The organism is Streptomyces sp. TRM64462, assembly GCF_013362995.1.
Lineage (GTDB): Bacteria > Actinomycetota > Actinomycetes > Streptomycetales > Streptomycetaceae > Streptomyces.
This window is the reverse complement of record NZ_JABWDV010000369.1, coordinates 1-22,432: the sequence shown is the minus strand read 5'-3', so window position 1 is coordinate 22,432 and position 22,432 is coordinate 1. Positions and strand designations below refer to the sequence as shown.

The following is a 22,432-nucleotide window of genomic DNA, read 5'->3' as shown; positions in this document are numbered from 1 at the left end:
GGCCGCGCCGGTCGGTCGGTCTGCTAGGCGGTGAGGTTGTCGCCGCACCCGGACGAGGGGTTGGAGCCGCCGCCGTCGCCGTCCTCGATGTCGGTGTTGTCCGGGTCGCCCTGGACAAGCGCCCGGCGCTGTGCCTGGATGGAGCTCATGTGCCAGTCCCTTCTGTTGACGGGGTGGTGCATGGCCCCGCACCGGCTGCGGTCCTGCCAGGGAATGGGCAGCCGGCGCGGGGAGTCACTGAACGCGTCGGCAGCGCGGGCACGCGCAGGGCGGCCATTCGGCGCTCATCAGGGGACGCAGTGGGTCTGCGCTGTGCACGCCTCTTGCCTGATCCCAGGTACGGCCGCCGTCCCGTGACACACGCAGCGTCAGCAGCAGGACCGGCTCCTCGACCTGCAACGGCGCCTTCACAGGTGCCCTTCGGCGTTCCGGTGGTGCCGAAGCTCCACGTTGCAGTCCGTCACCGAGGACAGGTCACCGCGTCTCCGAGCCACCGCACGCTGCTCCAGCAGAGCCGCGCAGACAGCGCAGCCCGGCTCCCCGTCCGGCTCCGGGTCGGGCAGGGGAAGGTGTACGGGGGCGTCCATCGTCGTGATATTCGTCCGCATGACGCCACTCTCGAAGCAGGGTGGACGCCACTGCTACGAACTTCTGCGGACTTGCACGGCGTTCAGTCGAGTGAGTCGATCGCCGCCGTGATGAGGGACCGGGCAGCAGCACCGTAGACCGCGAGGTCGGCCATCTGAGCGAACGTGGTCGCATACATATTGATCTCGTACGGCTGGGTGATCGTGAGGTATGCGGAGACGAGTTCCACGTTGACTTGCACGTCATCGAAGATCCAGAAGCCCTCGACGGGCCAGAGGACAGTGCGGTCGGCGGTGAGCGGGATGATACCGAGACTCACGGCAGGCAGTGACGCGACGGCAAGCAGGTGTCCGAGCTGGGCCGCCATGACCTCCGGGCCGCCGATCCGGTGCCGCAGCACGCTCTCTTCGACGACGACTGCGAAGGTTCCGCCGCCGTGGAGGAAGCGCTGCTTGTCGATGCGGACCCTTACGGCCGCGTCGAGGTCGTCGGTGAGCGACCGTCGGTCACGGATGGACGACAGCAAGGCACGGATATAGCCAGGTGTTTGTAATGGACCGGGCAGGAGCCATGACGCGTAACTTCGGAAGCGCCGCGTGCGCTCCCATAGAGGGAGGACGGATTCCTGGGCCCTCCGCAGCCCGCTCCGCTCCATGCGGCGCCACTCCACGTACATGCCCGCGACAGCGTGGGCGGTCGCGATGAGGTCAGCGGTCTGGCCCACGGCGCGGCAGTGCAGCGTCCACACGCGAATGTCAGCGTCGGAGGGGGCCGTCCGGCCGTTCTCGATCCGGGAGCATTTCGACTCGTGCCAGCCGGCCAAGCGGGCCAGCGCCCGCGCGGTGAGGCCCGACTCCCGACGGATCTCGCGCAGACGCTGACCGAGAGCTCGGCGGGCCTCGGTGACGCTGGAGGATGAGAGTGACACGTGCGTTCTCAGGCCGGGTGGTACTCCTCGTGCGGGATCGCCCGGTCCCACACGGCCTCGAAGGCGTCGGCGCACAGCTTCGCCACGCTCGCGTCCGTGGTGTACTCCGACTCCAGCATGTCGCCGTTCCCGGCGAAGTGGTTGAAGAGGACTGCGTTCCCGTCGAAGAGCCAGAAATCATTCCCGGGCAGGGGAACATCGGATGCCTTGCGGCGGGGAAGCCACCGCACCTTCTCTCCGGCGGCGACGTTGTGAGCGCTGGTGACGTCGTACTCGAACCTGATGTAGTCCGTGATCGGCTCGGAGACGATCCGGGCCCTGCGCACTTCGACTCCTCGGCCGGTGGTCTGCTGCACCAGGTCGAACCATGAGCGCCACCGTTCGGCGGGATCGAAGCGCTGTCCTGCCTGCCACTGTAGGAAGTCGGCATCGCGCATATAGCCGTCCCTCATCTCCAGATGGACAGCCGATCGCGTGGCGGCCCGGAAGAGGTCCTTAAACGTTGGGTCCGCCACCAGTCACCTCCGGGAAGAACTGCATCATCCGACGAGGGAACTCAATCACGGTTTCGTGGTCGGGCACATCGAGCTGGGACAGGCGAGCCGCGTCGTTGACCCTCCAGCCTTGTAGCACGTAGTTTCCGGTTTCGTCGTCGTAGAAAACGGTCGGTGAACCGTCGTTCGGGCTGTCAGGGTCCTTGCCCAACATGTGCAGCGCCATGCGTCCTCCTCCTTGGACCAGGTCAGTGGTAACACGCCAATCAGCTTGCAAGTGGGCTGCGGTTCAGCACCATGAACTTGCACGAACTTCTACGTTTGGACGTTCCGTAGTCACTTGCGGCGGCGTACCCGTACAGGGAGCGTCGCCGGGCACCACCAGGCGGTGTCTGTCGTGAGGATGAGGACCACCGCGACGACGCCCACGCGGTCGCGGATCGGGCGGGTCGCTCGGACCTCGCGCCAGGTGCCGCGGACGCGGACGTGGTCGCCGGGCTTTACGCGGAGGGCGAGGGTGCGGGCTTCAGGTGTCATGGTGCGCCCCGGACTTCAGCTCGGCCCAGGTCGTCTTGCCGCCTTCCTGGCGGGTGACGCCCCAGCTCGCGGCCAGTGCGGTCACCAGGTGCAGGCCTCGGCCCGCCTCGGCGTCAGGCGGCTGGGGCGTTGTCGGCTTCGGGTGCGCTTCTGAGGCGTCGTGCACCTCGATGCGTACCCCGCCGTCGGGCAGGCGCGTGAAGCGGGTCGCCAGTGGCCGGCCCGGGGCTTGGGCGTGCTGGACCGCGTTTGTCAGCAGTTCGGAGAGGACCAGGACGGCCTCGTCCTCCACCGCCTCCGCGTTCCACCCGGCCAGTGCGGTACGCAGCGCCCTGCGCGCCCGGCCCACGCTGCTCGGTGCGTTGTTCCAGTGCAGGGTCAGTACGTCCATCAGCGCGCTGCCGCCGTTTCGCGTACCAGCCGGCTGTTCTCGCCCCGGAGGCGGCCGCAGCACGCGCAGTGGAAGGGCGGCGGCGGTGCGGTGCGGGGGCGTTTCAGGGGGACGCGGCGTCGGCGGCCCGTCGGCGGCAGGAGCCAGCGGAGTAACAGCAGCAACTCGCAGGTCCGGGCGATAAGGTTCAGCACGTCGGCGCTCCTTGGAAGCGTTGGCCACACCCCCGGACCGGGCCTACGGTCGCGGGGGTTTTCCGTGCACGCATGTGACAACTCTGCGCATTCATTCGTGCGCAATGCGTGGTGCGTCTCACGCTAGAGGCCTGCCTCGGTGCTGCGCAAGTTGCTCTACCGCAAACTTGCGAGCCCTCTGACGTGACGTCACCGACAGCGAAGAGGGCACACTGAAGGGCGCGTTGAAAGGAGAGGACATTGCCCGCAGGCGGAAGGCCCACCGTCCGTAGCCGCAGGCTGGGGGCCGCCCTGAAGCGTTACCGCGAGTCCGTCGGCCTGGACCAGGCGGCTGCGGCCGCCGCCATCATGAAGTCCGTGACCAAGGTGAGCCGACTGGAGGGCGGGCAGGTCTCCGCCTCCGCACTGGAGGTGCGCACGCTGCTCGACCGGTACGGGGTCGAAGACCCCCACGAGCGCACCCGGCTGGAGAACCTCGCGCGGGCCAGCACTCAACGCGGCTGGTGGCTGGAGTACCAGGAGGCCCTCAGATCCGACTACGCCGACCACATCACCCTGGAGACCGACGCCACCCGCGTCCGCTCCTGGGAGCCCTCCCTCATCCCGGGGCTCCTCCAGACCAGGAGGTACGCGGAGTCCGTCATCGCGCACGGCCCCGCCGTACTGTCTCCCGAACGCACCGCCGCCCTGGTCGAGGTCCGGATGGAGCGTCAGAGGCGGCTCAGCGACGGCGGACTCGACCTCACCGCAGTGGTCTGGGAACCGGCCGTCACCGCCCTCCTGGATCACGCCACAGCCGGCGCGGAGCAGCTCGAACGTCTCCTCGACGCCGGACAACAACAGAACATCACCGTGCAGTTGCTCCCGGCATCGGCGAGCAGGACCGCCGGAATGTCCGGTCCGTTCGTCGCCTTCTCGTTCGGAGCCGAGCCGGACGTCGAAGCGGTCACGGTGCGGAACGCCGCCACCACCATGGTCGTCGAGCGCCCCGAGGATCTGGCTCTGTACGCGAACGTCTTCAACCGGCTGCGCTCGGCCGCACTGTCGCCCGAGGAGAGCGCGCGGCGCATCCGGCGCATTCTGAAGGAGGCCAACCGTGATGCCTGACGTCGACAGCCCGTTCCGCAAGTCCTCGTACTCGGACCAGCAGGGCGACTGCCTGGAGGTGGCGCCGGCCGGCGATCAGCGCCGCGCTGTGCGCGACAGCAAGAATCCGGAGCGGGGCCTGCTCCGGTTTTCCAGCCGCTCCTGGGGGGTCTTTGTCGGGGGGCTCAAGGGTGAGTGGGGTGAGCGGGCCGAGGTCGCTCGCGCCTAAGGGCTGTCACCGGCCGGCTGCCACGGCGTAGTGGTAGTGCACGTTCGAGAACGTCGGCGCCGCGGACGGCTCGTGGTAGCCATGCTCTTCGAGCGCCGGCTGGAGTCGCTGCGTGAAGAACGCATCGCACGCCTCGGTCGACTCCCACACGTCGATGACGCGCAGACCCGCGTCCGTGATGATCGCGGTGTGGGACAGCAGCCCCTCGGGGGGCTGGTCCGCCCGTGCGCCCGCACTGCGGTCCACGGTGTCGTACTGCTGCGCTGTCACTCCCGGGAACTCGATCTCCATCATTACAGCCACGAGAACCTCCCATGATGGCGGGCGGCGGGCCTCGGGCCGCCAGGGTGGCGGCGGTCCGCGCCACTTCCAGGGTCCCGTCAGGCCTCCGGACACGCAAAAGCGGGCGACACGCCCCAGGGGCGTTGGGTTTCGGCCAACCTGGGGGCGGTGGGGGCTTCGTCCGTACGCGGATTCGCTTCTCGCTCGTTGTTACCGGTGAGCCGTGGGGACCGTGGGGAGGCTCCCCGTGATGAGACAAACCGAGGTGATCACCTTGACGGACTGGGTTCCGCATCCCGAACTGCTCGTGTCCAAGACGGCCGCCGGGTATCTGGGCCGGACGCCGGATCATGTCCTGACGGCCAAGCAGGTGCGGAAGGCCGTGCAGCTCGCCCATGACGTTCATGGGGTCGTGCCGGACTCGCTGACCGTCGCACAGCTGCGTGTGCTGTTCACGAGTCCTCCGGACTGGCTGCTGGATCACCATCGTGCGTTGGTCGCCAAGGGCGTGGCGACCGTACGCCACGAGGTCGTACTGCTGGACGAGCCCGCGCCCGTGGCGGAGCGGGCGGCGGCCGCTCAGCCCACACCGGCCGCCCCGGCCGCGCCGGCTGCACCGCCCCCGCCCGAGCCCGTGTCCGGCACCGTCCGGCGGCAGCCGCCCCCCGTGCCCGTGCAGCGGGCCTCGCTCATGCCCGTGTTCCGGGAGCCCGTCACCTGATCGCCGTCTTCACCGCGCGCACCAGTGCCTGCGCCCTCGGGTCCGCCGTCACGCCCTTGCGCATGCCGTTCGTGACGTAGCCGAGTGCGATGCCCGACTCGGGGTCCGCGAAGGCCAGGGAGCCGCCGCGGCCCGGGTGGCCGAAGGAGCCGGGGGCCAGGAGCGGGGACGCCGGGCCGTGCAGCATGTAGCCGAGGCCGAAGCGGGTGCCCACCACCAGGACGCGGTCCGGGCCCGCCGACTCCTCCGTGCGGGCCAGCGCCAGCGTCGCCGGGGCGAACAGGCGGTGGCCGTCGACCGGGCCCAGGAGGGCCGCGTAGAAGCGGGCCAGCGCCCTCGCCGTCGCGACGCCGCCCGAGCCCGGCAGGCCTGCCGCGCGGTAGGCGGGGGCGTTCTCGTCGGGGGCCGGGGATATCGCGCCGAACGCCCTGCGCGTCAGGGACTCCTCGTTCTCGTACGCCGCCGCGACCGACCTCTTCGGGCGGAGTCTCAGGCCGCCTGAGGAGGGTGATTCCGGCTCCGGCAATCCCCCGATGCGGCCCGCCCTGTGCGCCTCCTCCTGCGGCAGGCCCAGCCACAGGTCAAGGCCCAGCGGCCCCGCTATCTCCTCCGCCACCCAGCGGCCTATCGAGCGGCCCGTCACCCGCCGCACCAGGCCGGCCAGCAGCCAGCTGTACGTGTGGGCGTGGTAGCCGTGGTCCGTGCCCGGCTCCCACGCGGGCGCCTGGGACGCCACCGCCGCCGCGCCCGCCTCCAGGTCCAGGGCCTCCGCCGGGGTCAGGGGGACGTCCAGGACGGGGACGCCCGCCCGATGCGCCAGTACGTGGCGTACCAGCGCCCTCTCCTTGCCCGCCGTCTTGAACTCCGGCCAGTACGTCCCCACCGGTGCGTCCAGGTCGAGCTGGCCGCGCTGGTGGAGCAGCAGCGGGACCGCCGCGGCCACGCCCTTCGTGACCGAGCGGACGACCTGCGCCGTGTCCACCGCCCAGGGCGCCGAGCCGTCGACGTCGCGGACGCCCGCCCACAGGTCGACGACCTTGCGGCCGTCCCGGTACACCGCGACCGCCGCGCCCCGCTCGCCGCGCTGGGCGAAGTTGCGGAGGAAGGCGTCTTCCACCGGCTCCCAGCCGGGGTCCGTCGTGCCCTGGACGTCCACGTCAGCCGCGCTTTCTCTCGGGGTCGCTCACCCCATGGTGCAACGGGTCAGTGGGCGCCCTGATTCCGGGTCGGCCGCGCCGTCGGGTCGAAGCCGAACGGCAGCTCCAGGCGGTGCCGGCGCATGAGCTCCTCGTCCGCGAGCAGCTCGCCCGTCGGGGCGTCCGCGGCGATCACGCCCTCGCTGAGGATCACCGACCGGGGGCACAGCTCCGCCGCGTACGGCAGGTCGTGCGTCACCATCAGGACCGTGACGTTCAACGACCGCAGAATGTCGGCGAGTTCGCGGCGCGACGCCGGGTCCAGGTTGGACGACGGCTCGTCCAGGACCAGGATCTCGGGCTCCATCGCCAGCACCGTGGCGACGGCGACCCTGCGGCGCTGGCCGAAGGACAGGTGGTGCGGGGGGCGGTCGGCGTAGTCCGCCATGCCGACCCGCTCCAGGGCCCGCCTCACCGTACGCTCCAGCTCCTCGCCCCGTACGCCCGCCGCCGCCGGGCCGAACGCCACGTCCTCCCGGACCGTCGGCATGAAGAGCTGGTCGTCCGGGTCCTGGAAGACGATGCCGACCTTCCGGCGGATCTCCTTCAGGTTCCGCTGCTCGACCCGCAGCCCCGCCACCGACACCGTGCCCGCTCCGGCCGTGAGGATGCCGTTCAGGTGCAGGACCAGGGTCGTCTTGCCGGCGCCGTTCGGGCCGAGCAGCGCCACCCGCTCGCCGCGCTCCACGGTCAGGTCGACCCCGAACAGGGCCTGGTGGCCGTCCGGGTACGCGTACGCCAGGCCGCTGACCTCCAGGGACGGGACGAAGGACATGGAGGGGGAGGGGGAGGGGGAGCGAGCGGGCTTCTTCATAGCGTCCATCCCAGCAGACACACAGCCAGCGCCGACAGCGGGAGTGCCGCCGCCCGCGTCCACTGCGCGCCCGTCGCCGTCACCTCGTCGATCACCGGCATCGACCCGGCGTACCCGCGGGACACCATCGCCAGGTGGACGCGTTCACCGCGCTCGTACGAGCGGATGAACAGCGCGCCCGCCGACTTCGCGAGGACGCCCCAGTGCCGTACGCCCTTCGCCTCGAAGCCGCGCGAGCGGCGCGCGACGGACATCCGGCGCATCTCGTCCGTGATGACGTCGCCGTACCGGATCATGAACGACGCGATCTGGACCAGCAGTGGGGGCAGGCGGAGACGCTGAAGGCCCAGGAGCAGGGCGCGCAGCTCCGTCGTCGCCGCCAACAGCACCGAAGCGGCGACCCCGAGCGTGCCCTTGGCCAGCACGTTCCAGGCGTCCCACAGGCCCGGCACGGACACGCTGACGCCCAGCAGCGTCGTCTGCTCGCCGGGGACGACGAACGGCATCAGGAACGCGAACGCCACGAACGGGACCTCGATGGCGAGGCGCTTCAGCAGGAAGCCCGGCGGGACGCGGGCCGCGACGGCGACCGCCGCCAGCAGCAGGGCGTACAGGCCGAACGCCCACACCGCCTCGCGCGGCGTGGACACGACGACCACGACGAAGCAGAAGACGGCGACGAGCTTGGTGTGCGGGGGCAGCGCGTGGACCGGCGAATGGCCGTGCCGGTACAGCTTGTGCGCATGGCCTGCGCCCATGTCAGGCGTGTTCCGTCACACGGGAGGTGTCGGACGGGCCACCACCCGCGCCGTCCGGCGTGGACGCCCCGTCCGGCGTGGACGCGGCGCGGCGGCGGGCGGCCCAGAACAGGCCGGTGCCCAGTGCCAGCGTCGCGCCCACGCCGATGGTGCCCGCCAGCCCCCCGGACAGGCGGGCGTCCGTGATGCCGCTCACGCCGTAGTCCGCGAGCGGGGACTCCGCGGCAGCGTGCTCCTCGGCCTTCTCGTCGATGCCGTAGTCGGAGGCGACGCGCTCCAGGCCGTCCGGGCTTGCGGAGGCGTAGAAGGAGACGAAGCCGGCGAGGACCACGGCGGCGGCCAGGCCGGCCGCCCAGATCCTGCGCGCCGGGCGGGCCGCGGGGACCCGCGCCGGGGCGGGCGCCGCGTCGACCAGTTCGCCGTCGACGCGCAGCTTCAGCGGGGCCGACAGGCCGCGCGCGCCGTACACCAGGTCGGGGCGTACGGCGATGACCGCGCCGACCGTGGCCGTCGTGATGACGGCCTCGCCGATGCCGATGAGCGTGTGGACGCCGACCATGGCGCCCAGCACCTTGCCGACGGGTACGCCGGTGGTGCCGCCGACCGCGTAGATCAGCGTGAACGCGGCCGCCGACGCCGGTACGGAGACGAGCGCGGCGACGAAGGACGCGACGGTGACCGAGCGGCGGCCGCGCGGCAGCACCTTCACCAGGCCGCGGAAGAGGACGTACGCGACGAGGACCGCGACACCGCCCATGAGCGTGATGTTGACGCCGAGCGCCGTGAGCCCGCCGTCGGCGAAGAGGACGCCCTGCATGAGCAGCACGACCGCGAGGCACAGCAGGCCCGTCCAGGGGCCGACGAGTATCGCGGCCAGCGCACCCCCCAGCAGATGGCCGCTGGTGCCGGCGGCGACCGGGAAGTTCAGCATCTGGACGGCGAAGATGAAGGCGGCGACGAGACCGGCGAGCGGCGCGGTCCGCTCGTCCAGCTCGCGGCGGGCGCCGCGCAGGCCGGCGGCGACGGCACCCGCGGCGACGAGGCCGGCCGCGGCGGACACGGGCGCGTTGATGAATCCGTCGGGGACATGCATGGATCGGACCGCTTTCCGGCTCTGGCGGGTGTGTCGGCCGTTCGATGATGGCCGCTCCTGCAAACTCCTTGCAAGAGCGAGTCGGTCACAGAAGGGATGCGGCGCATTCCCTTGATTGGTGCGACATTGGAGTCACATGAGGTGAATGTGCGCTGAGTGTGAGGAGCCCGATGATGTGCCCTCCTGAGGACAGCCGCCCCGGTGCCGGCCGCCGTGTCGAGGTGCGCGCGCGAGGTCTGGTGGTGACCGACGGCCCGCTGTCCCGTCGCGTGCCGGTCGCGCTCCGCTACGACCCGGGCGCCGAGCCGGACGGCGTGCGGTTCGTGTTCCCGAGCGGCACGGTCTGGTCGTTCCCGCGCACCCTGCTGGAGGCCGGGCTGCGGGCGCCGGCGCGGCGGGGCGACGTGGAGGTCTGGCCGTGCGGGCGCGCGCAGACGGTGGTCGAGTTTCACTCCCCAGAGGGAACGGACGTCGTCCAGTTCGATTCGTCGGCGCTGACGCGTTTCCTGCGGCGGACGTACGACGCCGCCACCACGCCGGTCACGAGGTGACGTTCCGGGCGTGGTGACGGCGTTCTCCGTACGGGGCTCTCCGTACGGTGATCTCCGTACGGTCAGACGTCAGACGTCGGGCGTCAGGCGCGTACGAGTTCCTTCTCCGCGTCCGGGTCGTCCCGGCGCGGGTCGTCGGCGGCGAGCTCCTTCCGCAGGCCCTCGCCCTCGACGTCGACGTTCGGCAGGATCCGGTCGAGCCAGCCCGGCAGCCACCAGGCCTTGCGGCCGAGCAGCGCGAGCACCGCCGGGACGATCGCCATTCGGACCACGAACGCGTCGAACAGGACGGCCGTGGCGAGGCCGAAGCCGATCATCTTGACCATCTGCTCGCTGGAGCCGATGAAGCCCGCGAACACCGCGATCATGATGACGGCGGCGGCCGTGACCACCCGGGCGCCGTGCCGGAAGCCGGTGACGACGGCCTCGCCCGGGCGCTCGCCGTGCACGTACGCCTCGCGCATCCGCGTGACGAGGAAGACCTCGTAGTCCATGGCGAGGCCGAAGACGACACCCACCATGAAGATCGGCATCATGCTCATGATCGGGCCGGTCTGTTCGACGCCGAACAGGGAGCCGAGCCAGCCCCACTGGAAGACGGCCACCACCGCGCCGAGCGCGGCGACCACCGACAGCAGGAAGCCGAGCGCGGCCTTGAGCGGGACGAGGACGGACCGGAAGACCACCATCAGCAGGAGGAAGGCGAGTCCGACGACCAGCGCGAGATAGGGCACGAGGGCGTCGTTCATCTTCTTCGAGAAGTCGATGTTCATCGCGGTCTGGCCGGTGACGAGGACGCTGTCGTCGGCCTTGGCGCGGATGTCGTGGACGAGCTCCTCGGTCTCGGCCGACGACGGGCGGTCCTTCGGGACGACCGTGATCATGGCCGTGTCGCCGGCCTTGTTGGGCCGGGGCGGCGTGACCGCGGCGACACCGTCGAGGCCCTTGATCTGCTCCGCGGCCTTGTCGGCGGCCGCCCGGTCGCCGTCGACCACGACCAGGAGCGGGCCGTTGGAGCCGGGCCCGAAGCCGTCGGACAGCAGGTCGTACGCGCGGCGCTGCGTGGTGGACGTCGGCTGGGCACCGTCGTCGGGCAGGCCCAGCTCCAGGGACGCGGCCGGGACGGCGAGCGCGCCGAGTCCGACGACACCGACGAGCAGCACGGCGATCGGGCGGCGCAGCACGAACCGGGCCCAGCGGGTGCCCGCGTTCGGCTTGGCGTCAGGCTCGGCGTCGGCCACGCGGTCGGACGCCTCCATCTCCCGGCGCGCCTTGCGGCCCACGATCCGCTTGCCCGCGTAACCGAGCAGCGCGGGTATCAGGGTGAGCGCGATGAGGACGGCGATGGCGACGGTGCCCGCGGCCGCGACGCCCATCTTCGTGAGGATCGGGATGTTGACGACGGCCAGGCCGACCAGCGCGATGACGACGGTCAGGCCCGCGAAGACCACCGCCGAGCCCGCGGTGCCGACGGCGCGCCCCGCGGCCTCCTCGCGGTCCCGGCCCTCGGCCAGCTCGGCGCGGTAGCGGGAGACGATGAACAGGGCGTAGTCGATACCGACCGCGAGGCCGATCATCGAGGCGAGCGTGCCGGTGGTGGTGCCGAGGTCCAGGGCGCTCGCGAGCGCCGTGATGGACGAGACGCCGATGCCGACGCCGATGATCGCGGTCACCAGCGGCAGACCGGCCGCGATCAGCGAGCCGAAGGTGATGACGAGGACGATCCCGGCGACGACCACACCGATGATCTCGCCGGTGCCGGTCTCGGGCGCCGCCTGGAGGGCGTCGCCGCCGATCTCGACGGTGAGGCCCGCATCGCGCGCCTCCTCGCCGGTCTCCTGGAGCGCCTCACGCGTCGCGTCGGTCAGCTCCATGCCGTTGACCTTGTACGAGACGTGGATGTACGCGGTCGAGCCGTCCTGCGACACGGCCTGGGCGGTGTACGGGTCGGTGACACTGGCGACCTGGTCCGAGCCGGACTTCAGCTCGGTGACGGCCTCGTCGACGCGGGTCTTGTTGGCCGGGTCGGTCATCTTCTGGCCGTCCGGTGCCTTGAAGACGACCCGGGCGGTCGCGCCGTCGGCGCTGCCGCCGGGGAACCGCTCCTCAAGGAGGTCGAAGGCCTTCTGGGCCTCCGTACCCGGCATGGAGAAGGAACCGGACGTCGCGGCGGGCGCGGTCGCCGCGCCCACTCCGGCGAGCGTCAGCAACGCGATCCACAAGAGGGTCACGACATGGCGGCGCCGGAAGGCGAGCCGGCCTAGCTTGTAGAGAAACGTGGCCACTGGGGCGTACTCCCGGAGGTGAGGTGGGACTGGTCAGGACATGGGGAGTCGACCCGACAGCGCGAGCGGAACGTGTCGGTGCTGCGTGGTGGTGCTGGGTGATGGTGCTGCTGGTGGTGCTGTGGGTGCTCTTCAGACGCCGAGCGCGGGGAGGACGACAGCGTCTACGTACCTGGTGAGGAACGCCTGGTCGATCGGCCGGTCCTCGATCAGGGGCCGGGCGACGAACGCGCCGATCATCATGTGCGGGACCAGATCGAGCGCCGGGTTGTCGGCCGCGACCTCACCCCGCTCCACGGCGCGCCGCAGGACCTGGCCGAGCCCGGTCATCTCGGGTTCGATCAGCAGCTCGCGCAGCGCCTGGAGGAGTTCGGGGTTGTCGCTGATGGCATGGGCGAGGCCCCGCATCATCGCGGAGTCCCGTTCCATCTGGCAGTCGTCCGTCTGTCCGATCAGTTCGCGGAAGTCGCCCCGGAGGCTGCCGGTGTCGATCTCCGCGATCCGTACGGGCTTGTGGTGCCGCAGCGACTGGGCGACCAGCTCGGGCTTGCTCCCCCACTGGCGGTAGAGGGTGGCCTTGCTGGAGCGCGTACGGGCGGCGATGGCGTCCATGGTGAGGCCGTCGTAGCCGACCTCGCCGAGGAGGTCGATGACGGCTTCGTACAGCTCGGACTCGCGTTCCGGGGTGAGTCTGCTGCGGGCCATGGGCGGTTCCATTCGAACGAAACGGTTTCGTACACCAGAAGGATGGCACAGCGTTCAGCGAAACGAAACCGTTTCGTACGTGGCCTGGGTCACGGACGCCTGCCACGGACGCTGTCACGAACGTCTGAGCGGGTCGCCGGTCGAGTTGCCGGGCCCCCGCGGCGCGGAAAGCATGGCTGTGTGAGCAGCGACGGCGCGTACCTCCGGTATCCCCACCTCCACAAGGACCTGCTGTGCTTCGCGGCCGAGGACGATCTGTGGGTCGCCCCCCTCGTCCCCGACGGCGCCGCACCCGGCCGCGCCTGGCGGGTGACCGTCGACCGGACACGGATCGGGCACCCGCGGTTCTCACCCGACGGGCGGCACATCGCGTACACGAGCTGGCGGAGCCTCGACCCCGAGATCCATCTCGCCCCGGTCGACGGCGGCCCGTCCCGGCGGCTCAGCTACTGGGGGTCGCTGGACACCCGGGTGTGCGGCTGGGACCCGGACGGCAACATCCTGGCGGTGGCGTCGCACGGGCAGCCGTTCTCGCACTTCTCGTGGGCGTACAAGGTGGCGCCCGACGGCAGCCCGGGGCTGCGGCTGCCCTGGGGGCCGTGCGCGGACATCCAGGTCGCGGACGTCGACGGCGAGCACAGGACGCTGCTCCTGACCGGGAAGCCGCCGCACGAGCCCGCCGCCTGGAAGCGGTACCGGGGCGGTGCGACGGGCCGGCTGTGGCTGCACGGGCGGCGGCTGCTGCCGGACCTGGGCGGGCACCTGGACTGCGCGATGTTCGTGGCCGGGAGGATCGGGTTCCTGTCCGACCACGAGGGCGTCGGGAACCTGTACTCCTGTCTGCCGGACGGCTCGGATCTGCGCCGGCACACCGACCACGACACGTTCTACGCCCGGCACGCCTCGTCCGACGGGGCCCGGGTGATCTACCAGTGCGCGGGCGACCTGTGGGTCGTCGACGCCCTGACGCCGGACGCGCGGCCGCGGAGGCTGGACGTCCGGCTCGGCGGGCCGCGCACCGGGCGGCGCCGCTACCACGTGCCCGCGGCCCAGCACCTCCAGGCCGTGTCGGTCGACGAGACCGGGCGGGCGAGCGCGGTCTGCGTGCGCGGCAGCCTGTACTGGCTCACGCACCGCGACGGCCCCGCCCGCGCCATCGCGGACCGCCCGGGGGAACGGGTGCGGCTGCCGGAGATGCTCGGCAGCGGCGGGCGCATCGCGTACGTCACGGACGCGGAGGGCGAGGAGGCCATCGAGGTCGCCCACCTCCCCCGCGCCAGTGGCGACCGCCCGCCCCACCGGATCGCCGCGGGCAGGCTGGGCCGCGTCCACGAGATGGTCGCCGACCCGTCCGGCGAGCGCCTCGCGGTGGCGTCGCACGACGGGCGGCTGCTGCTCGTGAACACGGCGGAGGAGTCCGCCCCGGAGGAGCCCGAGGGCCCGGTGGAGGGCGGGAGCCCGGCGGGGGGCGGGAGCCCCGTGGAGGGCGGGAGCCCCGTGGAGGGCGGGAGCCCCATGGAGGGCGGGAGCCCCATGGAGGGCGGGAGCCCCATGGAGGGCGGGAGCCCCATGGAGGGCGGGAGCCCCATGGAGGGCGAGGGTCCCGCGCAAGGCGGGGCTGCCGCGCGAGGCGGGGCTGCCGCCGAGGGCGAGGGCTCTGCGGAGGTCGGGGCGGAAAGCGGGACGGAAGGCGGGGCGGCAGGCTCGTACGGTGAGGTCACCGAGCTCATCCGGTCGATCAACGGGCCCGTCCGCGACCTGGCCTTCTCGCCCGACGGGGCCTGGCTGACCTGGTCGCACCCGTTCATCGGACGGTCGCTGCGGCAGATCAAGATGGCCCGGATCAAGGACCGGCTCATCGTGGACGTCACGAACGGCCGCTTCGAGGACGAGAGCCCCGTGTTCACGCGGGACGGGCGCTACCTCGCGTTCCTGTCGTGGCGGGGCTTCGACCCGGTGTACGACGTGCACACCGGCGACCTGTCCTTCCCGCTGGGCTGCCGCCCCTACCTCGTACCGCTGGCTTCCACCACACCGTCCCCCTTCGCGCTCTCGCCCGAGGGCCGCCCGGCGGCCGGCGGCCTGGACCCGGGCGACGAGGGGCCGGCCGGCGACGGGACCGTACTGGTCGAGGTCGAGGGCCTGGAGAGCCGCGTGACGCCGTTCCCGGTCGCCGCGTCCAAGTACTCGTCGCTGCACCCGGTCAACGGCGGCGGCCTGGTGTGGCTGCGCTGGCCCATCTCGGGCGCCCTGGGCGAGACGTTCGTGAACCCGTCCGACCCGTCGGAGCGGCCGACGCTGGAGCACTTCAACCTCACCAAGGCCCGCAAGACCGAACTCGTCCCGCACCTCGACTGGTTCGCGGTCAGTGGCGACGGCACCCGGCTCGTCGTCGTCGACGAGGGCGAGCTGCGCGCCGTGCCGGCGACCGAGTCCGGCGACCTCGACTCGACCGTGTACGTCGACGCGCGGCGCATCCAGCACGAGGTGGAGCCCGGCGCCGAGTGGCGGCAGGCGTACGCGGAGGCGGGCCGGATCATCCGCGCCTACTTCTGGGACCCGGGCATGAGCGGCGTCGACTGGGACGCCGTCCTGGAGCAGTACCGGCCGCTCGTCGAACGGGTCGCCACGCCCGACGAGTTCGCCGACCTGCTGCGCGAGGTGCTCGGCGAGCTCGGCACCTCGCACGCGTACGTCACGCCCGCGCGCCGCAACGAGGGCCCGCCGCACTACCAGCGGGCCATGGGGCTGCTGGGCACCAACCTCGTCCGCCGCGACGGCAGGTGGGTCGTGAAGCGGATCCTGCCGGGCGACTCGTCGGACTCCAAGGCCCGTTCGCCGCTCGCCGGTACGGGCATCCGGGAGGGCGCGGCGCTCACGCACGTGGACGGGCGGCCCGTGGACCCGGTGACCGGCCCGTACCCGCTGCTGGCCGCGGCGGGCGGGACGACCGTCGACCTGACGTTCGCGCCGCCGGACGGCGAGCCTGGCCGGCCGCGGCGCGTGGCGATCGTGCCGCTGGTGGACGAGCGGCCGCTGCGCTACCAGGACTGGGTGGCCAAGCGGCGGGCGGTCGTGCACGACCTGAGCGCGGGCAAGTGCGGATACCTGCACATCCCGGACATGGGCGGCTCCGGCTGGGCCCAGTTCAACCGCGACCTCCGCCTTGAGGTGTCGCGCCCGGCGCTGATCGTGGACGTGCGCGGCAACGCGGGCGGGCACATCAGCGAGCTCGTGGTGGAGAAGCTGACCCGCAGGATCCTGGGCTGGGACCTCACGCGGAACGCGCAGCCCGTGTCGTACGCGTCGAACTCGCCGCGCGGCCCGGTCGTCGCGCTCGCGGACGAGGCCACGTCGTCGGACGGCGACATGATCACGGCGGTGTTCAAGCTCCAGGGGCTCGGCCCGGTCGTCGGGCTGCGCACGTGGGGCGGGGTCGTCGGCATGACGGGGCGTCACCGGCTCGGCGACGGCACGGTGATCACGGTGCCGATGAACGCGGCCTGGTTCGAGGAGTACGGCTGGGGCGTCGAGAACCACGGCGTGGAGCCGGACATCGAGATCGAACGCACCCCGCTGGACTGGGCGGAGGGCCGCCACCGGCAGCTCGCCGACGCGGTGGAGGTGGCGCTCGACCTGCTGGACAAGCACCCGGCGTCGCAGCCCCCGGACTACTCCGACGTACCGGACCGCAGCCGCCCGCCGCTGCCGCCCCGGCCCTGAGGCCAGGCCGTGAGGCCCGGCACCCAGCCAACGGCCGCCCGCACCTCTTCTTGCGCGCGGCTCTTCTTGTTCTTGCGCGCGGCTCTTCTTGCGCGCGGCCCGCCCACGCATGCGTGTGCCCCGGGCAGGCGTCCCTGCCCGGGGCACACGGGTGCGTACGTACGTACGGACCGCCGCGTCAGGCGTCGTAGTCGCGGTCCATCCGCTCCCGCGCCTCACGGGCCTCACGCTGCGCGTCCGTCTCGCGGTCCTGCTGCTGCTTGCCGCCCTTGCGCTGCTGCATACGGCGCTGCTGAGCCTCGTCCTTCGCCTGGCGCGCGGCCTTCTTGGCCTGCTCCTGGAGCTGCTCCGCCTTGTCCTTGAACTGGTCCTGAATTCCCATCGGGTTCACTCCTGCACGGGGTGGGGGGACATGAGGGGATCGGGAAGCCGGGTGGTTGGCGACCCGGCCCCGGACCAGCCTGGCACGGTGCGACATAGCGCGCATTTCGATCAATCCGTGACGACTCCGTCACGCTCCGCACGCGCCCGCTCGTCCGCCGCACCGCCCGCGCCGACGAGGCCCGTGGACACCCCCGCGAGCCGGGGCCCGAAACGCCGCACCTCGCGCTGCCCGACCGTCGCGATCAGGCCCGGCAGATACCCGCGCACCGACTGCATCCCGCGCAGCCACCACTGCGCGTACACATGCGCCGAGCGCCGCTCGATACCCGCCACCAGCCGGTCGACGGCCGGGCCCAGCGGATACGTACGGTTCGCCGGCCACGGCAGCCGCTGCCGCAACTCCCGCATCACGTCGTCCTGGTCGGCGCCCCGCACCATGTCGGTGTCCGTCCACGACAGATAGCCGACGCCCACCCACACACCCTGGTGCGCGACCTCCGCGCGCAGGCTGTGCGCGAACGCCTCGACACCCGACTTGGACGCGCAGTACGCGGTCATCATCGGCGCCGGCGTGATCGCGGCGAGCGACGCGATCTGGAGGAAGTAGCCGCGGCTCTCCGCCAGTACGGGCAGGAACGCCCGCCCGGTGACGGCGCCGCCGATGAGGTTGACCTCGATGACGCGCCGCCACGCGGCCGGGTCGGAGTCGGCGAACGGGCCGCCCGACGCCACGCCCGCGTTGGCGACGACGATGTCGACCTTGCCGAACCGCTCCTTGACCTCGCCCGCGACCCGCGCCATCGCCTCGTGGTCGGTGACGTCCGCGTGCCACCAGTCGCTCTCGGTGTGGAGGCGTTCGGAGACCCGCTTCAGCTCGTCGGGCTCCAGGCCGACGAGGGCGACCTTCGCGCCGCGCGCGGACAGCTTGCGGGCCAGCAGCTCACCGACCCCTCGCGCGGCCCCCGTCACGACGGCGACCTGCCCGTCCAGGCTGCGCCTGCTCATACCGCTCATACCGCCTCCTCCTTTTCGCTGCGTACGTACGTCGTGACGAGCTCGCGGATACGGGACGTGACGGCCTCCGGCGCCTCGACCGGCGTCATGTGCCCGATGCCCGGCAGCTCGTCGAGGCCGACGCACTGCGGCAGGGCCGCGGCGATGGCGCGGGCGTGGACGGGTGGGGTCAGCCGGTCGGCGGTGCCCGCGACGACCGCGGCGGGCACCTGGAGCTCCCGTACGCCCGCCTCCAGGTCCAGTCCGGCCAGCACATGGGACCAGGCGACCCGTACGGCGCGGGGGCAGGCGTGCACGATGCGGGCGCACTCCGCGACCCGGTCGGGCGCCGAACCGGGGGCCATCGTGGCGTACTTGAGGATCGCCTTCGACACGGGCGTCACCGGGCCGAGCGGCGCGCGGGCGCCGAGGATCGCGCGCGTGAGCCGGGTGCGGGCCGGGCCGGGGCGCATCGGTACGACGAGGGACTCGGCGACCAGGCGGGACGGGCCGGTGCTGCACAGCAGGACGGCGGCGGCGTGGGCCCGTAGGGCGGGGCGTGCGGCGGCGGCCATGAGGGTCATGCCGCCCATGGAGTGCCCGGCCAGGACGGCGCGTTCGCCCGGGGCGAGGGTGGCGGCGAGCACGGCCTCCAGGTCGTCCGCGAGGGCGCCGGTCGAGTAGCCCGACGGCTCGGCGGCCGGTGAGCGCCCGTGGCCGCGCTGGTCGTACACGACGACCCGGTGGTCGGCCGCCAGGTCCCGCACCTGGGCGGCCCAGAACTCCGTGGAGCAGGTCCAGCCGTGGGCCAGGACGACGGCGGGGGCGCCCTCGGGGCCGTACACCTCGACGTGCAGCGGCGAGCCGTCGGCGGAGACGGCGGTGAGCGTCCTCATGCGGCGGTCTCCTTCTTCGCGGTACGGGCGGGCTTGCCCTTCGGCGCGTCGGCGGGACCCTCAGCCGACTGCCCGGCGGGCGGCTTCTCGGCCCGTACGAGCTCGTACTCCCCCAGGTCGACCGTCCGCGTGGCCCGCCGGAACTCGCTCGTCGTGCCCGGCCACAGTGTGGTGTTGCGCCCGTTGGCGTCGAGGTACCAGCTGTCGCAGCCGCCCGACTTCCACACGGTCCGCTCCATGCGGGCCTGCACGCGCCGGTTCCAGTCGGCGACGGCGGAGGGGCGCGGGGTGAGCGCGGTGTCCGGGCCCAGCAGGCTGAGCTGGCGGAGGAAGTCGGCCATGTAGTTGAGCTGCGACTCGATCATCAGGATCATCGAGGAGTTCCCCAGCCCGGTGTTCGGGCCGATGAGGGTCATCCAGTTGGGGAAGCCGGCGGCGGTGGCGCCGCGCAGCGACTCCATGCCGTCCTTCCACGCCTGGGCGAGGGTGACCCCGTCGGCGCCGACGACGCGGTCCGCGATGGGCATGTCGGTGACGTGGAAGCCCGTACCGAAGATGATCGCGTCGGCCTCGGTCTCGCTGCCGTCGGCGGCGACCAGGGTGCGGCCCCGCACCTCGCTCAGGCCGGATGCGACGACGTCGACATTCGGGCGGGCGAGGGCCGGGTAGTAGTCGTTCGACAGCAGGATGCGCTTGCAGCCGATGCGGTACGACGGTGTCAGCTTGGCGCGCAGCGCGGGGTCCTTGACGGCGCGGCGCATGTTGGCCTTGGCGAGCGACTCGACGAGGCCCAGCTCGCCGGGCCGCTTCGTGAACGCGCTGACCTGGAGCTCGCGGATGCCCCAGAGGAGGCCGCGGCGCGCGGCGCCGGTGAAGGGGAGCTGCCGGTGCAGCCAGCGCTCGGCGCCCGTGATGGCGCGGTCGACGCGCGGCATGACCCACGGGGGCGTGCGCTGGAACAGGGTGAGCCGGCCCACCTGAGGCTGGATGGACGGCACGATCTGGATGGCGGAGGCGCCGGTGCCGATCATGGCGACGCGCTTGCCGGTGAGGTCGTAGTCGTGGTCCCAGCGGGCGGAGTGGAACACCGTGCCGCCCTGCTCGCGGAAGCCGTCGAGGCCGGGCACGTCGGGGATCTTCGGGTCGGAGAGGGGGCCGGTGGCGGAGACGACGACGTCGGCGGTGAGGGAGCCCCGCGAGGTCTCGATGTCCCAGCGCAGCTCCCCGGCGTCCCACCGCATCATGAGCACCTCGTGCCCGAAGCGCAGATGGGGGCGGAGCCGGAAGGTGTCGGCGACGTGCTCCAGGTAGGCGCGGATGTGGGGCTGCCCGGAGAAGGTGCGGGGCCAGTCGGGGTTGGGCGCGAAGGAGAACGAGTACAGGTGCGACGGGACGTCGCAGGCGCAGCCCGGGTAGCTGTTGTCGCGCCAGGTGCCGCCGACGGAGTCGGAGCGCTCCAGGACGACGAAGTCGGTGATTCCCTCGCGGCGCAGCCGGACGGCGGCGCCGAGGCCGCCGAAGCCGGATCCGATCACCGCCACCCGTACGTGTTCGCGCGCGTGCTGCTGCTCGCTCATGCGGCCCTCCCGCCAAGACGCTGCCAGCAATCACTGGCACTGTCCCGGAGGGTAGAGCAGCGCCCTACCGAGCGGTAGGGGGCAGGCCGAGGAAAGTTACCCTCGGTACGACATAGGGTGGCCGACGTGTCGAACGAGGGCGAGGACCGTGAATACCGTATGGAGGAGCTGGCCGCGGCAGCCGGCATCACCCCTCGTACGCTGCGTTTCTACCGCGAACGCGGGCTGATCCCGCCGCCCCGCCGCGAGGGCCGCATCGCCTGGTACGGCCCCCACCACCTGGCGCGCCTCCGTACGATCGCGGCACTCCTGGAGCGCGGCCACACCCTCAACGGCATCGCGGACCTGGCGGCCGCCTTCGAGAGCGGGCGCGACGTGGGCGAGGTGCTGGGCCTGAACGAGCCCACCGAGGAGGAGCCCGTACGCCTCCACCCCGAGCAGCTCGCCGACTTCTTCGGGGACCAGGCGACCGCCGAGAACCTCGGGGCCGCACTCGACCTCGGCTACCTCGCCACGGACGGCGAGGACCTGATCCACGTCAGCCGCCGCCTCCTGGACGTCTCCGCGTCCCTGGTGAAGGAGGGCGTGCCGCTGTCGGCGGTCCTGGCGGCCGCGCACGAGGTCCGCGCCCACGCGGACGCGCTGGCGACGCTCTTCACGGACCTGCTCCACGCCCACGTCCGGGACGAGGACCCGACGCGTCTGCGCCCGCTCGCCAAGAGCGTGGTGGAGGCGGAGCTTTCGATGGCCCTGGACCGCCGCCTGCGCGAGCGCGGCAGCGGCAGCGGCAGCGGCGGCAGCAGCGCGTAACACTGCTCGCGTCTCCGACCGAATGCCGCGTCTCGAAGTCGCCTTGTCGACGGGACTTCTGACGGCACGTGAACACCAGTACTAAGACGGGTAGTGTTCCCACCCGTACCGTCAGACGCGTTGCGGCACGCCAACCCCGCCCGCACCAGAGGGCGTTACCCGGCCGCGACCGCGTCTGCATCGTCGTATCGCTTTACGGGGAAGGATGCACGTGACGTCACCGTCGTTCTGGAGCAGACGCCGCATACTCACCACGATGGCCGGAGCAGCCGCCGCTCCCGCCCTGCCCTCCGTCCTCACTCTGACGGCCACCCCCGCACACGCGGCCGGCACGACCACCGCCGCGGACACCAACTACGGCCTGCCCGACACCGAGCGGGGCCGCGCCGTCTGGGCGTACAAGTCCGGCGGCCGCGCGGTCCGCGAGGGAGCCGCCGCCGCGCTGGCCGGCACCCCGGCCGCCGTCTCCGCGTTCCTCACCGGCGAACTGCCGGCCGCGAAGGCCGAGGACAACCGGTTCGCGGTGCTCACCGCCCTCCCGTACGCGGGCAAGTCCGTCCGCGACTCGGCCAACACTGCCCTGGCCTCCGGGGACGACGCGGTCGCCGCGTACCTGCGCGACGGTTACCAGCAGTCCCTGGAGACCGACCTGCGCGTCGCGGTCTTCACCGTCATGAACAACAGCGGCACCGCGGTGAAGCGCGAGGCCACGGCGGCCCTGAACGAGGGCACGCGGGACGCGCTGGAGACGTTCCTGCAGAAGACGCAGTACACCGCGCAGCAGGAGGACGACCGCGTCGCGGTCTTCACCATCCTCAACACCGCGTCGCCGCAGGTGAAGCTCTACGCGCAGCGCGCCCTGGACGACGGGTCGCCCGAGGCGATCCGCCAGTTCCTGGTGTCCGGCCAGTACATCGCCCGCGCCCGGGACGAAGAGGCCGCGACCATCGGCCAGTTGGTCGACATCGTGGAGCGCGAGGGCAAGCGGGCGAAGCTGCAGACGGAGAAGGCCGTCGCCGCGTCCGACCGCGCCAAGGAGGCCGCCGAGAAGGCCAAGGCGGCTGCGCTGAAGGCGGCCGAGGAGGCGCGGCTGGCCCAGCAGGACGTCCGCAAGTCGGCGCGGGCCGCGAACGACGCCGCGAGCGCCGCACGCGGAGCCGCCGACGCCGCGAACACCGCGATCGCCGCCTCGCGCAC

Annotated in this window: 25 protein-coding genes; 7 read left to right on the top strand and 18 right to left on the bottom strand. The window is 72.1% G+C overall.

The features are described from left to right. Positions 1–23: 23 nt before the first annotated feature. The 7 genes from HTZ82_RS32775 to HTZ82_RS20590 form a co-directional block, all read right to left on the bottom strand. Positions 24–149, bottom strand: coding sequence for a hypothetical protein (locus HTZ82_RS32775; protein WP_302852250.1), 126 nt, complete (start codon positions 147–149; stop codon positions 24–26). A gap of 258 nt (positions 150–407) precedes the next feature. After that, entirely contained in the window at positions 408–608 is a 201-nt protein-coding gene (locus tag HTZ82_RS20615; protein ID WP_175410913.1) for a hypothetical protein, read from the bottom strand. Positions 609–670: 62 nt separating this feature from the next. Next, the gene (locus HTZ82_RS20610) at positions 671–1,516 is read right to left on the bottom strand and encodes a helix-turn-helix transcriptional regulator (RefSeq protein ID WP_175410912.1); all 846 of its coding nucleotides are present in this window, start codon (positions 1,514–1,516) and stop codon (positions 671–673) included. 8 nt (positions 1,517–1,524) lie between these two features. Further along, entirely contained in the window at positions 1,525–2,034 is a 510-nt protein-coding gene (locus tag HTZ82_RS20605) for a DUF6879 family protein (protein WP_175410928.1), read from the bottom strand. Continuing rightward, complete coding sequence (locus tag HTZ82_RS20600) at positions 2,012–2,236, bottom strand: hypothetical protein (protein ID WP_175410911.1); 225 nt, start codon at positions 2,234–2,236, stop codon at positions 2,012–2,014. Before HTZ82_RS20600 ends, HTZ82_RS20605 begins: the two co-directional genes overlap by 23 nt. Positions 2,237–2,346: 110 nt before the next feature. Next, on the bottom strand, positions 2,347–2,547 hold the full coding sequence (locus HTZ82_RS20595; RefSeq protein WP_175410910.1) for a hypothetical protein: 201 nt from the start codon (positions 2,545–2,547) through the stop codon (positions 2,347–2,349). Beyond that, complete coding sequence (locus HTZ82_RS20590) at positions 2,537–2,938, bottom strand: ATP-binding protein (RefSeq protein WP_175410909.1); 402 nt, start codon at positions 2,936–2,938, stop codon at positions 2,537–2,539. The genes HTZ82_RS20595 and HTZ82_RS20590 overlap by 11 nt, the downstream gene beginning before the upstream one ends. 434 nt (positions 2,939–3,372) lie before the next feature. Between HTZ82_RS20590 and HTZ82_RS20585 the strand changes: the two genes are divergently transcribed. Beyond that, on the top strand, positions 3,373–4,239 hold the full coding sequence (locus HTZ82_RS20585; RefSeq protein ID WP_175410908.1) for a DUF5753 domain-containing protein: 867 nt from the start codon (positions 3,373–3,375) through the stop codon (positions 4,237–4,239). Further along, positions 4,232–4,447 carry a DUF397 domain-containing protein gene (locus HTZ82_RS20580; RefSeq protein ID WP_175410907.1) on the top strand — a complete coding sequence of 72 codons (216 nt, stop codon included), beginning with the start codon at positions 4,232–4,234 and terminating at the stop codon, positions 4,445–4,447. Before HTZ82_RS20585 ends, HTZ82_RS20580 begins: the two co-directional genes overlap by 8 nt. A 6-nt stretch (positions 4,448–4,453) precedes the next feature. Here the strand turns inward: HTZ82_RS20580 and HTZ82_RS20575 are convergent, their stop codons facing one another. Further along, on the bottom strand, positions 4,454–4,741 hold the full coding sequence (locus tag HTZ82_RS20575) for a hypothetical protein (protein ID WP_217624385.1): 288 nt from the start codon (positions 4,739–4,741) through the stop codon (positions 4,454–4,456). 238 nt (positions 4,742–4,979) lie between these two features. Between HTZ82_RS20575 and HTZ82_RS20570 the strand changes: the two genes are divergently transcribed. Then, the gene (locus HTZ82_RS20570) at positions 4,980–5,450 is read left to right on the top strand and encodes a hypothetical protein (RefSeq protein WP_175410905.1); all 471 of its coding nucleotides are present in this window, start codon (positions 4,980–4,982) and stop codon (positions 5,448–5,450) included. Here the strand turns inward: HTZ82_RS20570 and HTZ82_RS20565 are convergent. Genes HTZ82_RS20565 through HTZ82_RS20550 form a run of 4 tightly spaced genes read right to left on the bottom strand, consistent with a single transcriptional unit; the run spans position 5,443 to position 9,311 of the window. Continuing rightward, positions 5,443–6,606, bottom strand: coding sequence for a serine hydrolase domain-containing protein (locus HTZ82_RS20565; protein ID WP_175410904.1), 1,164 nt, complete (start codon positions 6,604–6,606; stop codon positions 5,443–5,445). The genes HTZ82_RS20570 and HTZ82_RS20565 overlap by 8 nt on opposite strands. Positions 6,607–6,653: 47 nt before the next feature. Next, positions 6,654–7,460, bottom strand: a complete 807-nt coding sequence (locus tag HTZ82_RS20560) for an energy-coupling factor ABC transporter ATP-binding protein (protein WP_175410903.1) — start codon at positions 7,458–7,460, stop codon at positions 6,654–6,656. After that, positions 7,457–8,218 (bottom strand): cobalt ECF transporter T component CbiQ, encoded by a 762-nt coding sequence (cbiQ, locus tag HTZ82_RS20555; RefSeq protein WP_175410902.1) that lies wholly within the window; start codon positions 8,216–8,218, stop codon positions 7,457–7,459. Before cbiQ ends, HTZ82_RS20560 begins: the two co-directional genes overlap by 4 nt. A 1-nt stretch (position 8,219) precedes the next feature. Continuing rightward, complete coding sequence (locus HTZ82_RS20550; RefSeq protein ID WP_175410901.1) at positions 8,220–9,311, bottom strand: energy-coupling factor ABC transporter permease; 1,092 nt, start codon at positions 9,309–9,311, stop codon at positions 8,220–8,222. 173 nt (positions 9,312–9,484) lie between these two features. On the opposite strand from HTZ82_RS20550, the gene HTZ82_RS20545 reads away from it, so the two are divergent. Next, positions 9,485–9,862, top strand: coding sequence for an SsgA family sporulation/cell division regulator (locus HTZ82_RS20545; RefSeq protein ID WP_175410927.1), 378 nt, complete (start codon positions 9,485–9,487; stop codon positions 9,860–9,862). 83 nt (positions 9,863–9,945) lie between these two features. Here HTZ82_RS20545 and HTZ82_RS20540 read toward each other — a convergent pair whose 3' ends face one another. Then, a complete protein-coding gene (locus HTZ82_RS20540) occupies positions 9,946–12,147 on the bottom strand; it encodes an MMPL family transporter (protein ID WP_175410900.1) in 2,202 nt (733 codons plus the stop codon). A 132-nt stretch (positions 12,148–12,279) separates the two neighbouring features. Then, complete coding sequence (locus HTZ82_RS20535) at positions 12,280–12,852, bottom strand: TetR/AcrR family transcriptional regulator (RefSeq protein ID WP_175410899.1); 573 nt, start codon at positions 12,850–12,852, stop codon at positions 12,280–12,282. A gap of 180 nt (positions 12,853–13,032) precedes the next feature. On the opposite strand from HTZ82_RS20535, the gene HTZ82_RS20530 reads away from it, so the two are divergent. Then, positions 13,033–16,575 carry a S41 family peptidase gene (locus HTZ82_RS20530; RefSeq protein WP_309235592.1) on the top strand — a complete coding sequence of 1,181 codons (3,543 nt, stop codon included), beginning with the start codon at positions 13,033–13,035 and terminating at the stop codon, positions 16,573–16,575. A gap of 178 nt (positions 16,576–16,753) precedes the next feature. On the opposite strand, the gene HTZ82_RS20525 is transcribed toward HTZ82_RS20530, so the two are convergent. From HTZ82_RS20525 to HTZ82_RS20510, 4 genes are all read right to left on the bottom strand, one after another. Continuing rightward, a complete protein-coding gene (locus HTZ82_RS20525; protein WP_175410897.1) occupies positions 16,754–16,957 on the bottom strand; it encodes a hypothetical protein in 204 nt (67 codons plus the stop codon). A gap of 110 nt (positions 16,958–17,067) precedes the next feature. Next, positions 17,068–17,964 carry an SDR family oxidoreductase gene (locus HTZ82_RS20520; RefSeq protein WP_375540840.1) on the bottom strand — a complete coding sequence of 299 codons (897 nt, stop codon included), beginning with the start codon at positions 17,962–17,964 and terminating at the stop codon, positions 17,068–17,070. Positions 17,965–17,969: 5 nt separating this feature from the next. Then, a complete protein-coding gene (locus HTZ82_RS20515; RefSeq protein ID WP_175410895.1) occupies positions 17,970–18,848 on the bottom strand; it encodes an alpha/beta fold hydrolase in 879 nt (292 codons plus the stop codon). Further along, positions 18,845–20,425 carry an NAD(P)/FAD-dependent oxidoreductase gene (locus HTZ82_RS20510; RefSeq protein WP_175410894.1) on the bottom strand — a complete coding sequence of 527 codons (1,581 nt, stop codon included), beginning with the start codon at positions 20,423–20,425 and terminating at the stop codon, positions 18,845–18,847. The genes HTZ82_RS20515 and HTZ82_RS20510 overlap by 4 nt, the downstream gene beginning before the upstream one ends. A gap of 159 nt (positions 20,426–20,584) precedes the next feature. Here HTZ82_RS20510 and HTZ82_RS20505 point away from each other — a divergent pair, with 159 nt between their 5' ends. Together HTZ82_RS20505 and HTZ82_RS20500 are read left to right on the top strand one after the other, a co-directional pair. Further along, entirely contained in the window at positions 20,585–21,235 is a 651-nt protein-coding gene (locus HTZ82_RS20505; RefSeq protein ID WP_175410926.1) for a MerR family transcriptional regulator, read from the top strand. A 256-nt stretch (positions 21,236–21,491) separates the two neighbouring features. Then, the coding region (locus tag HTZ82_RS20500; RefSeq protein ID WP_175410893.1) for an ALF repeat-containing protein at positions 21,492–22,432 on the top strand (941 nt) is incomplete at its 3' end.